The 13,140-nt window shown below is 65.6% G+C and carries 1 protein-coding gene; it reads right to left on the bottom strand.

The window, feature by feature from the left end:
• Positions 1-174: 174 nt before the first annotated feature.
• Entirely contained in the window at positions 175-13,119 is a 12,945-nt protein-coding gene (locus tag HBO11_RS20030; RefSeq protein ID WP_170058943.1) for a non-ribosomal peptide synthetase, read from the bottom strand.
• Between the last annotated feature and the right edge of the window lie 21 nt (positions 13,120-13,140).

The raw sequence follows: 13,140 nt of genomic DNA, 5'->3' as shown, positions 1-13,140 counted from the left end.
AGTCCAGGGAAAGTTAACCAGCAGGCCTGACCGCCAGGCCAAAAACTGCTGTTATCTAACGCTTGGAATACAAGCCTTGCCTACTGTCAGAATTGACAGTTCACACACCGACAATGCGCATAACCGACCAACGGCGGACCGCCCGCTGCATCTGCGGGCGCCGCCTTTGCCGGCTTAAAGCCCCTCCAGCTCAGCCATCAAATCACTCAGCCGGTCCACTGTGCCGGCGCTGATGTCATGGGCCGCCAAACCCTCGATGTACGTCGCCAGTTCTGCCACCGTGCTGCATTCGAACATCGCCCGCAGCGGTACATCCCGTTGCAGGCTCTTCTGCACCCGCGAGGCGATTTGCGTGGCCAGCAGCGAGTGCCCACCCAGCTCGAAGAAGTTATCCAGCACGCCCACCTGCTCGACCTTCAGCACCTGGGCCCAGATCGTGGCCAGGGTCTGCTCCAGTTCGCTGCGCGGCGCCAGGTAGTCCTCGCTGTGCAACTGGCCAATCTCCAGGGCCGGCAGGGCCTTGCGGTCGAGCTTACCGTTGGCGTTCAGGGGCAGGCGCTCCAGCCACAGCCAGTGCAACGGCACCATGTACTCCGGCAGTTCGCTGCGCAGGCGCTGCTTGATGCGGTCCAGGCGCTCGCCAGGGTTAAGGCTGGCATCGCTCGCCACCAGGTAACCCACCAGGTGTTTGCCATTGACCCCCTCCTGCACGCCCACCGCAGCATCACGCACCTCGGGCTGCTCATGCAGGCGCGCCTCGATTTCACCCAGTTCGATGCGGTAGCCGCGAATCTTCACCTGATGGTCGATACGCCCGACGTACTCCAGCACCCCATCGCTGCGCCGCCGCGCCAGGTCGCCGCTGCGGTACAGGCGTTCCCCCGGCGCGCCAAACGGATCCGGCACAAACACTTGGGCGGTGCGCAGCGGATCGCTGACATAACCGCGCCCGACCCCGGTGCCCGCCACGCACAGCTCGCCCACCGCACCTTGCGGCACCAGCTCCAGCGCGCCGTCGAGCAAGTACAAACGGTTGTTGTCGGTCGGCGTGCCAATCGGCAAGTAGGTGCCACGGGTCGAGGCCAGGTCGACATGGAAGAACGCCACGTCATCCGAGCATTCCGCCGGGCCGTAGGCGTTGACCAGGCCGATGTCCGGATAACGCAGCAGCCATTGGTGCGCCAGCGCAGGCAACATCGCCTCGCCGGTCGGCAGCATCCAGCGCAGGCCGTCCAGGCTGATGTGGTCCTGGGCGAGCATGCCCTGAATCAGCGACGGCACGCTTTCCAGCACCGTGATGCCCTGGGCCTGCACATGCGCCAGCAAGCCCTGCGGGTCATGGGCAATGGTGTTGGGCACGATATCCACCCGCGCGCCAAACAAGGGCGCGGCAAGGAACTGCCACACAGAGATATCAAAGCTTTGCGAGGCGGTCTGGGCGATCACATCCTGCTCGCTCAAATGCAGGTACGGCACCTTGCTCAATTGGTTGTTGAGCATGCCGCGCTGCTCGACCATCACGCCCTTGGGCAGCCCGGTGGAGCCGGAGGTGTAGATCACGTAGGCGAGGTTGTCCGGGGCGCTGTAGATCCCAGGATTGCTGTCGATACCTGCCAACTCCTCCCACACCAGCAACTTCGGCCGCGCGCCACAGGCAAAATCCTCGAGCAACGCCTGCGCCTGTTCGCGGCAGGCCGCAGTACACACCAGCAACGGCGTGCGGCTCAGGTCGATGATCCGGCTCAAGCGCTGGCTCGGCAGCCCGGGATCCAGCGGCAAGTAACCGGCACCGGCCTTGAAGCTGCCGATGATCATGCCCAACAGATCCAGGCCACGCTCGGCCAGCAGCGCCACCGGCTGGTCGAGGCCGACACCCGCCGCGACCAGGGCATGGCCCAGGCGATTGCTGCGCTGGTTCAGCTCGGCATAGGTCCACTGCCGGTCCAGGCAACTGGCGGCAATGCGCTGCGGATGCTGCGCCACCTGCGCCTCGAACAGTTCGACGTAGCTGCGCTCAAGCGGGTAGTCATGGGCGCTCTGGTTGCAAGCGTCCACCAGGAACTCACGCTCCTGCGCGCCAATCAGCGGCAGGTCGGCCATATCGCCATGGAAGCCCTGCACCAGCGCCAGCAGCAGGCGCTTGAACTCGGCGAGCATGCCTTGCACGGTGCTTTGATCGAAATAACGCTGGTCATAGGACAAGTGCAAGCCCAGGTCATCGCCCGGGTAGCACACCGCCGTCAGCGGGAAGTTGGTGTGGGTGCGCCCCGAGTCCGAGGTCGCGTTGAGGCTTTGCGCGCGGTCCAGCACCGAGACTTCCACCGGAGCGTTTTCAAACACGAACAGGCTGTCGAACAGCGGCTGGCCCTTGGGCAGTTCGCTGTGCTCCTGGATGGTCACCAGCGGCAGGTATTCGTACTCGCGCAGCTGCATATTGCTGTCGAGCAAGGCGCTCAACCACTGGCGCACGCTGCACGGCTGATCGTCCTCGGGCAACTTGACCCGCAGGGCGATGCTGTTGATAAACAGGCCGACCGTGCGCTGCATGTGCGGCATGTCCACCGGGCGCCCGGCCACGGTGACGCCGAACAGCACGTCACGCTCGCCGCTCAAGCGCCGCAGCACCAAGGCCCACGCCGCCTGGGCGAAGGTATTGACGGTCAGTTGATGAGCCTGGGCCAACTCGCGCAATTGCGCCCCATCGCGTTCATCCAGGCGGGTATAGCAATCCCCCACCACCATGCCGCCGCTATGGCCGGCGTGTTCCCGCAGGAATGGCCGGTCGCTGGGGATCGGTGTGGTGCGCTCGAACCCTTGCAGGTTCTGCTGCCACCACTGCCGCGCCTCGGCCAGGTTCTGGCGTTGCAGCCAGGCAATATAGTCGCGATAGCGCGGCGGCGCGGCCAGTTGTGCCTCGCGGCCCTCACCCAGGGCGGTGTAGATATCGAAGAAGTCATTCATCAGCAACGAGCGGCACCAGGCATCGATCAGGATGTGGTGGTTGCTCATCATGAACCAGTAGCGAGCCTCGCCGACGCGGATCAGGCGCAGGTGGAACGGCGCCTGGTTGAGCAGATCGAAACCGGCCTCGCGCTCGCTTTTCAGCAGGGCTTGCAGGCGTGGCTCCTGTTGCTCGGCCGGGGTGCCGGTCCAGTCCAGGTACTCGATCGGCGTGCTGCCGGGCTTGTGGATCACCTGCAACATATCTTCGCCGACGTTCCAGCAGAACGACGCACGCAAGGCTTCATGCCGGGCGATCACGGCCTTCCAGGCCAGGGCAAAACGCTCGGGGTTGAGCTCGCTGTTGATGCGGTAGCGATCCTGCATGTAATAGAGGCCGGTGCCCGGTTCCAGCAGGGTATGCAACAGCAGGCCTTCCTGCATGGGCGTCAGCGGGTACACGTCCTCGATGGCGCAGGCCGGCACCGGCAACGCATCCAGCTGCGCCTGGGTCAGGTGCGCCAGGGGGAAGTCGGACGGCGTCAGGCCACCGGCATCGTCACGCAGGCAATGGGCGATCAGGCTGTGCAACTCGCCCAGGTAGGCATCGGCCAGTTCGCTGATGGTCTGGTGGTCGTGGCGCTCGCGGCTGAAGGTCCAGCGCAGCACCAGTTCGCCGCCGTACACCTGGCTGTCCACACTCAAGGCGTTGGGCAGCGGTGCGGCCGGGTCATGGGCCGGGCCGGCAGATACGTCCAGCGGGTGGAACAGCGCCTGGCTGTCGAAGCTCTGGTCGAACTGCCCGAGGTAGTTGAACGTAATCGAAGCGCTCGGCAACGCCGCCATGGCCTGGCGACAAGTGCTGTCGGCCAGGTAGCGCAGCACGCCATAGCCCAGGCCCTTGTGGGGCACCGCACGCAGTTGCTCCTTGATCGCCTTGATCGACGCGCCCTGCCCGCTGGCCTCCTCGATATCCACTGGGGTCAGGCGCAGCGGGTAAGCGCTGGTGAACCAACCCACACTGCGGGTCAGGTCGATTTCATCGAACAGCGCTTCGCGGCCATGGCCTTCCAGCTGGATCAGGGTCGATGCATGCCCGCTCCAGCGGCACAGCACGCGGGCCAATGCCGTCAGCAGCAGGTCGTTGACCTGGGTGCGATAGGCGCTCGGCGCCTGCTGCAGCAACTGCCGGGTGCGCTCGGCATCCAGGCGCACGCTGACCGTCTCGGCATCACGATTGCGCATGCTGCCGTGCGCCCGGTCCACCGGCAGCGCAACCGGCGGGCCGGCCAACTGTTGCTGCCATAGGCTCAGTTCTTCGCGCAGGGATTCGCTGCTGGCGTAGGCCTGCAAACGGGCGGCCCAGTCGCGCACGGCACTGGTCTTGGCCGGCAGGCTGACCGCCTGGCCGTCGCCCAATTGGCGATAGACGTTTTGCAGGTCTTCAAGCAAGACGCGCCAGGACACGCCGTCCACCACCAAGTGATGGATCGCGATCAGCAAGCGTTGCTGGCCAATCGGCCCGTCCACCAGCAAGGCGCGCAGCAGCGGGCCATGCTCCAGGTCGAGGCTGCGCTGGGCATCGGCGAACAGCGCCTCGCACTGCTGCATATCCGTCACCTGGGCCAGCCACAACACGCCGCCTTGCGGCACGGCCAGATGCTCGGCATGCCATTGCGCGTCGCGCTGGGTGAAACTCAGGCGCAAGGCGTCATGGTGTTCCAGCACGGCCAACAGCGCCTGCTCCAGGCGACGGGGATCGAGGGCCTGCACCGGCGCCAGCACCAGGGCCTGGTTCCAGTGCTGACGCGCCGGGATCTCGCTGTCAAAGAACCACTGCTGGATCGGCGTCATGCCCGAGGGGCCAGTCAACACACCTTGCTCGGCAGTGATCTGCTCACTGCGCGTGGCCACTGCGGCCAGGGCCTGCACGGTCTGGTGCTGGAACAGGTCGCGGGGGCTGAAGTGAATCCCCGCCTGCCGCGCCCGGCTGACCACCTGGATCGACAGGATCGAATCGCCACCCAGCTCGAAAAAGTTATCGTGCAGCCCGACCTGCTGCACGTTGAGCACCGCACACCAGATCGCGGCGAGGCTCAGCTCCAGCTCATTACTCGGCGCCACGTATGCTTGCCGATTGGCCTCGGGGTCCGGTTGCGGCAAGGCGCGGCGGTCGAGCTTGCCGTTGGCGGTCAGCGGCATGCTGTCGAGCACCATCAGGTGCGCGGGCACCATGTAGTCCGGCAGTTGCGCCTTGAGGTGGGTCTTGAGTGCCTCGCGCAAGGCGGTGTGGTCGCTGGCATCGCTGACCAGGTACGCCGCCAGTTGCTTGCCACTCGGCGCATCCAGGGCCAGGACCACCGCCTCACGGACCGCTTCATGCTCAAGCAGGCGGGTTTCGATTTCGCCCAGCTCGATGCGAAAACCACGGATTTTCACCTGATGGTCGATCCGCCCCAGGTACTCCACCAGGCCATCGGCGCGTTGGCGCACCAGGTCGCCCGTGCGGTAGAGCCGTCCGCCATCGGCATACGGGTCGGCTACAAAACGTTCGGCGGTCATGCCCGCACGCTGGTGATAACCCTGGGCCAGGCCAGCGCCGCCCACGTACAGCTCACCGGTGGCACCCTGGGGCACCAGCGCCAGGTCGGCATCCAGGATGTAGGCAACGCGCGCGCCGATGATGCTGCCGATCGGCACACTGGCGGCGCCCTCCTCCAGCACCTCGGGGGCCAGGCTGGCCAGGGGCATGACCACCGTTTCGGTCGGCCCATAGGCATTGAAGAACAGCGCCGGCTGGAACGCCGCGCGGATGCGCTGCAGGTGTTCGCCAGTCAGCGCCTCGCCGCCGGTGATGCACATGCGCACCGGTAGGGTCTGGTTTTGCGTGGCCAGCCATTGCGCCAACTGGCTGCCATAGCTTGGGGTAAAACCGAGGATATTGATGCGATGCTCACGGATCAGCCCGCAGATTTCTTCGGCATCCCATTGACCCTGGGCGCGCAACACCACCTGCGCGCCACTGAGCAGCGGCACCAGCAGACGCTCGGTGGCGGCGTCGAAGTTGATCGAATAGAAGTGCAGCTCGCAATCGTCGGGGCGCATGCCAAAGCGCTCGATCACCGCCTGGCAATGCATGGCGATTTCACCGTGGGACACCACCACGCCCTTGGGCTTGCCGGTGGAACCGGAGGTGTAGATCAGGTACGCCTGATGCTGCGCCAGGCTGATCGCCGGCAGGTCGCTGGCCGGGTAGTTGGCGAGCACCGGCAGGTCATCTTCCAGGCACCAGCAACTGACGCTGGCGGGCAACTCGCCAAGGGCCTCGAACATCGCCGCATCGCTGAGCAACAGGCCGATGCCGCTGTCTTCGATCATGTAGTGCAGGCGGTCCAGCGGGTATTCCGGGTCCAGCGGCACATAGGCGCCACCGGCCTTGAGGATCGCCAGCAGGCCAATGACCATTTCCAGGGACCGCGGCAGCGCCAGGCCGACCCGCACCTGCGGGCCCACCCCACGCTCGCGCAGCATCCAGGCCAGGCGATTGGCGCGGCTGTCCAGCTCGCGGTAGCTGAGGGTGTGGCCGGCGAACGTCAGCGCAGGCGCATCCGGACGGGCTTGCACCTGGGCGCTGAACAGATGATGGATGCACTGGTCGAGACGATGCTCGCCGGCCTCGATGCCGAGGCTGTCTTGCAGGGCGCGCTGTTCATCGACTTGCAGCAGCGGTAGCTCGCTCAGGCGCTGTTGCGGATCGGCGATCAGCGCCTCCAGCAGGTTGCACCAATGGGCGGCCATGCGCGCAATGCGCGGCTCGTCGAACAGGTCGGTGCTGTAGGTCAGGCAGCAACCCAGGCGATGGTCGAGGTCGGTGACTTCCAGGTTGAGGTCGAACTTGGTGGCACGCGCGTCGTTGGCCAGGTATTCGACCGTCATCCCGGCCAATTGCCGGCTTTGCTGGAACTCCCAGCGCTGCACGTTGCACATCACCTGGAACAGCGGGTTATACGCAGCACTGCGCGGCGGTTGCAGGGCTTCCACCAGGTGGTCGAACGGCAGGTCCTGATGGGACTGGCCTTCGATCACGGTGTGACGCACGTGCTCAAACAACTCAGCGACACGCATCTGCCCGTCGAGCTGGCAACGCAGTACCTGGGTGTTGAGGAACGCACCGATCAGCCCTTCACTTTCCGGGCGGATGCGGTTGGCCACCGGCGCACCGATGCGCAAGTCGGTCTGGCCACTGTAGCGGTAGAGCAGCGTCGCCAGGGTCGCGGTCATGGTCATGAACAGGGTCAGGCCATGCTCGGCATTGAAGGCGCGCAGCTTGGCGGCGAGTTCATCGCCAAGGTCAAAGCGGTACAGCTCGCCCTGGTGACTTTGCACCGCCGGGCGTGGCCGGTCGGCGGGCAGTTCCAGTAGCGGATGCTCGTTGCCCAACTGCGTGGTCCAGTAATCGAGCTGGCGCTGGCGCTCACCGGCCTCCAGCCATTGGCGCTGCCACACGCTGTAGTCCAGGTACTGCACCGGCAACGGTTCCAGGGGCGATTCGCGCTCATCGATAAAGGCTTCGTAGAGCGCGCTGAGTTCACGGGCAAAGATGTCCATGGCCCAGCCTTCGGTGACGATATGGTGCAGGGTCAGCACCAGGTAGTGCTCCTGCTCGCCCGCCTTGACCAGGCAGGCGCGCAACAACGGCCCGGTTTCCAGGTTGAATGGGCTGTGAGCTTCCTGATCGGCCAGTTGCTGCAAGCGCTGTTGACGCTCAGCCTCGTGCAGCGCCGAAAAATCCTGCCAGCTCATGCGTACGCTGCTTTGCGCGGCGACTTTCTGCTGGGCCACGCCATTGACACTTGGGAAGGTCGTGCGCAGGGTTTCGGGGCGCATGATCAGGGCTTGCAACGCTGCCTCGAAACGCCCCACATCCAGCACCCCGCGCAAACGCGCCATGCCGCCGACGTTATAGGCCGGGCTGTCCGGCTCCATTTGCCAGAGGAACCACATGCGCTGCTGGGAATAGGACAACGGCACCGCCTGGCGGCGGTCCACCTTGCCAATCGCGGTCTGCTGGTTGCGTTGGCCACTGGCCTGGATCCGCCGCACCTGCTCGACAAAATCCCCCAGCTCACTGGCTTCGAACAAGGTGCGCAGCGCCAGCTCCACATCACAGGCCTGGCGTGTGCGGGAGATGATCTGCGTGGCCAGCAGCGAATGGCCGCCAAGGGCAAAGAAGTCGTCGCGCAGGCCGATGCGCGGCAGGCCCAGGACCTGGCGCCAGATCGCAGCGATCTGCTGTTCCAGGGCGGTTTGCGGCTCCACATGTTCACGCACCTGCCACACCGGTTCCGGCAAGGCACGGCGGTCCACTTTACCGCTGGGGCTCAGGGGCATGACGTCGAGGCGGATCAGTTGTGCCGGCACCATGTACTCCGGCAATTCGGCGGCCAGGGCGGCTTTCACGTCCGGCTCATCCAACTCGCCGCTGGCTGTGTAGTAACCGATCAACTGCGCACCGCCGGCGGTGTCGCGGATCAGCACCAGCGCCTGGGCGATACCGTCCTGGGCCAGCAACCGCGCCTCGATTTCTTCCGGTTCGACCCGAAACCCGCGCAGCTTGACCTGCTGATCCAGGCGCCCGAGGTACTCCAGTACCCCGTCGGCCGCCCAGCGCACGCGGTCGCCGGTGCGGTACAGACGTGCGCCGGCCGCGCCCAGTGGGTCGGCAACAAACCGTTCGGCGGTCAGCCCCGCACGCCCCAGATAACCGCGCGCCAGGCCGATGCCGCCGATGCACAGCTCACCCGGCACACCTGCGGGCAGCAGGTTGAATTGCTCGTCCAGCACCCGGCAAATCACATTGCCCAAGGGGCGGCCAATCGGCGAGCGTTCGCCATCGGCACGCTGGCAGTGCCAATGGGTGACGTTGATCGCGGTTTCGGTGGGCCCATAGCGGTTGTGCAACTGCACCGCCGGCAGTAGCGCCAGGAGGCGATTGCGCAATTGGGCGGGCAAGGCTTCACCACCGGAGAATACCCGACGCAGGCTGGTGCACTCGGCCGCCAGCGGCTCATCGACAAACAGCTGCAACAGGGGCGGCACAAAATGCAGGGTAGTCACCCCATGTTCCTGGACCAGTTGCGCAATCCGATGGGGGTCACGATGTTCGCCGGGACCGGCCAGGACCAGGCGGCAACCAATGATCAGCGGCCAGAAGCATTCCCATACCGACACGTCGAAACTGATCGGTGCCTTTTGCATCAGCACATCGCTTTCATCCAACTGGTAGGTGGCCTGCATCCACTGCAAACGCTCCGCCAGGGCCCCATGGGTATTGCCCACGCCCTTGGGCTGGCCGGTGGAGCCGGAGGTGTAGATCACATAGGCGAGGTTGTCGGCATTGAGATGCAGGCCCGGCGCCTGGGTCGGCCAACTGTCGAGCTTGAGGCTGTCCATGGCGATCACCGACACGCCCGCGGCCACCGGCAACTGGTGCAGCAGGTGGGTCTGGGTCAGCAGCAATTGCACGCCGCTGTCGGCCAGCATGTAGGCCAAGCGGTCGGCCGGGTAGTCCGGGTCCAGCGGCACATAGGCGCCGCCGGCCTTGAGGATCGCCAGCAAGCCAATCAGCAATTGCGGCGAACGCTCGGCGGCAATCGCCACGCACACGTCCGGGCCGACGCCTTTGTCACGCAGGTAATGGGCCAGGCGGTTGGCCTGGGTGTGCAGTTGGCCAAAGGTCAGGCTAGCGCCGTGCCAGACCAGGGCGGTGCGCTCGTCGGTGTGCTGGTTGAGTTGCTCCGGCACCAGGCACTGCGCCGGCGCGCAGGGTGCCTCGCTCCAATGGCGTTGCTCGGCGTGTTCGTCGGCCTGCAACAGTGCCAGGTCGCCCACGGACTGCTGCGGTTGCGCGCAGACCGCCTGCAACAGGTTGACGAAATGCGTGGCCAGACGCGCGATGGTGCTGGCGTCGAACAGTTCGTCAGCGTAGTCGAACGACAGGCTCAGGCGCCCATTGCGGTCTTCTTCGCTGTGCAGTTGCAGGTCGAACTTGGCTTCGCGGCTGTGCCATGGCAGTTCTTCGGCCAGCAGGCCCGGCAGGCGGCGCAAGGCGCCGAGATCACGCTGCTGATGGTTGAACATCACCTGGAACAGGCCTTGCTCACGGGCTTGCGGGAAGGCTTCCAGCAGTTGTTCGAAGGGCAAGTCCTGATGGGCCTGGGCCTCGGTGGCTGCCAGGCGGGTGGCCGCCAGCAGCTCGCTGAACGGCAGGCGCCCATCCACTTCGGCGCGCATCACCAGGGTATTGATAAAGAAGCCGATCAGGCCCTGGGTTTCATGGCGCCCCCGGTTGGCGTTGGGCACGCCGATACGGATATCGCGCTGGCCGCTGTAGCGGTGCAACAGGCTCTGGAACGCCGCCAGCAACAGAACGAATGGCGTGGCCTGGTGGGCCTGGGCGGTCTGGCGGATGGCTGCGCCGAGGCTTACATCCAGGCGCACGCTGTAGCGTGAAGCGCTGCGTCGGTGCTGGGCCGAGCGCGGGTGGTCGGTGGCCAGGCTCAGGGTGGGATGGTCGTGCGACAGTTGCTGCTGCCAGTACGCCAACTGTCGCTGGCCCTCGCCTTCGGCCAGCCATTGGCGCTGCCAGCTGCCGTAGTCGGCGTACTGCACGGCCAGGGCCGGCAGCTCGAGGGCCTGGCCCTGGGACGCGGCGGCGTAGAGGCGCGAGAATTCGTCGAGCAGTACATTCAGCGACCAGCCGTCCGCAATGATGTGGTGCAGGGTCACCAGCAACTGATGATCTTCATCGTCCAGGCGCAACAGGGTGACCCACAGCAGCGGGCCCTGTTCCAGGTCGAACTGGGTGCGCGCCTCGTCCTCGCGGATCTGCGCGGCGCGGGCTTCACGCTCGGCCACGGGCAAGTCGCGCAGGTCGATGACTTGCACGGCAAACTCGCGCTGGGCATCGACACACTGCATGGCCTGGCCGTCGCGCTCATAGAAACGTGTGCGCAGCGCCTCATGGCGCTGGACCAATTGCGCGAAGCTTGCGTGCAGCGCGTCTTCGTCCAGCTCGCCGCGCAGGCGCAGGGCACCGGGGATGGTGTAGGCGCTGCTGTGCGAGTCCAATTGCCAGGTGATCCACAGGCGGTTCTGCGCCAGGGATTGCGGCATATCCTGCTGGCGTGACAAAGCGCTGATTGCGCCTTGGGCCACGCCACCGTCCTGTTGCAATTGGCCGACGCTGGCGGCGAAATCAGCCAGCACCGGCGCCTCGAACAGCAGGCGCAAATTGAGTTCCAGGCCCAGGGTCTCGCGCAGGCGGGCGACTACCTGGGTGGCGCTGATGGAGTTACCGCCGAGCAAGAAGAAGTGATCATCGGCCGCCACTTGTGCGACCTGCAACTGTTCGCACCAGATCGCGGCGATCTGCTGTTGCAACCCCGACGCAAGCGCCTCATCACTCGCCTGCACGGCCTGGCCAGGGAACTGCGCGTAGCTGTCGAGGCTGCCATCGGCCAAGCGGGTGCGGCAGGCCGAGCGCTGGACCTTGCCACTGGAGGTTTTCGGCAAAGCGCCGGGATTGAGCAGCACCACCACGCACGGCGCTTCTTGATAGGCCTCGGCCACGGCCTGGCGAATGGCTTTGACCAGGGCCTCGGGCGGCAGGATTTTCTGCACGCTGCGGCTGATTTCTGCGGCGATGCCGATGCCTTCCAGGCCCTGGTCATTCACCGCAAACGCGGCGACACGGCCCTTACGCACCACTTCCACTTCGCGCTCGACGGTTTGCTCGATGTCCTGGGGGTACAGGTTGTGCCCGCGCACGATCAGCAGGTCTTTCAGGCGCCCGGTGATAAACACCTCGCCGCCGCGCATAAAGCCCAGGTCACCGGTACGCAACCAGGTGCGACCGGCGTGCTGCACGAACGTCTTGGCGGTGGCTTCGGGGTTGCGCCAGTAACCGTGGGCAATGCTCGGGCCGGTGGCCCAGATTTCGCCGATGCAGTTGTCGGCCAGTTCGGCCAGGGTATGGGGCTCGACGATCAGCACCCCATGTTCGGGCTGGCTGCTGCCGCAGCTCATGATCGCACTGCCCTGCCCAGGCTCCGCCCGGTTGGCGGCCAGCGCCTGTTCGTCCAGGCGCAAGGCCGGAATGCCCTGGCCACGGGTACCACCGGCGACAAACAGAGTCGCCTCGGCCAGGCCATAGGAGGCAAAGAAGTTGCTGGGGGTAAAGCCGCATCGGGCGAATTTCTCGGCGAAGCGTTCCAGGGTGTCCAGGCGGATCGGCTCGGAGCCGGAATAGGCCACGCGCCAATGGCTCAGGTCGAGGCGCTCGAGGGCCGAGTCGCTGACCCGCTCGCTGCACAGGCGGTAGGCGAAATCCGGGCCGCCGCTGATGGTCCCGCGGTATTGGCTGATCGCTTCCAGCCAGCGCAAGGGGCGGCCGAGGAAGTATGCGGGCGACATCAACACACACGGCACGCCACTGAAGATCGGTTGCAACAGACCGCCGATCAGGCCCATGTCGTGGTACAGCGGCAGCCAGCTGACAATCACGTCATCGGGGTTGAGGTCGATGCCAAAGCCGCGACGGATCAGCAATTCGTTGGCCACCAGGTTGCCGTGGCTGACTTGCACGCCTTTGGGCAAGGCGGTGGAGCCGGAGGTGTATTGCAGGAAGGCGATATCGTCGTCCTGCAGGTGTGGCGCAACCCAATCGGCGGCGAGTTCGCTGTGCAGTTCATCCACGCAGAGCAACGGCGGCGCTGCCTGGATCTGCCCCAGGGCGTCGCGCAAGCCGCTGCTGGTCAGCAACAGGGTTGGCTCGGCATCGGCGATGATCGACAGCAACCGCTCCTGGTGATGACGGCGGGTGGACTCCGGCGGATAGGCCGGCACCGCGATCACCCCGGCGTACAGGCAACCAAAGAACGCCGCGACATAATCCGGGCCGCTGGGGAACAGCAGCACCGCACGCTCGCCCGGGCCGGCCGAGGCCTGCAAGGCGGCGGCGATGGTGCGGGCGCGCAGGTCCAGGTCACGGTAGCTGAGCACCACGGTGTCGTCGGCGGACTCGGCCAGGAAGCGCAGGGCCACCTGGTCCGGGGTCTGCGCGGCACGGCGCTGGAGGGACTGGACCAGGGTACGGGGAAGTTCGAAGGCGTCCATCATGAGGGGTTCCTGCCTGAAATC

The organism is Pseudomonas sp. WS 5010 (genome assembly GCF_012985565.1).
In the GTDB taxonomy this organism is placed as follows: Bacteria; Pseudomonadota; Gammaproteobacteria; order Pseudomonadales; family Pseudomonadaceae; genus Aquipseudomonas.
Note: the sequence above shows the minus strand (reverse complement) of the source record. Positions and strands in the feature narration are given on the sequence as shown.

What these genes read in the sequence shown, in the direction of transcription:
- HBO11_RS20030 (WP_170058943.1), bottom strand. Translation starts at nt 13,119, where the DNA reads ATGATGGACGCCTTCGAACTTCCCCGTACCCTGGTCCAGTCCCTCCAG.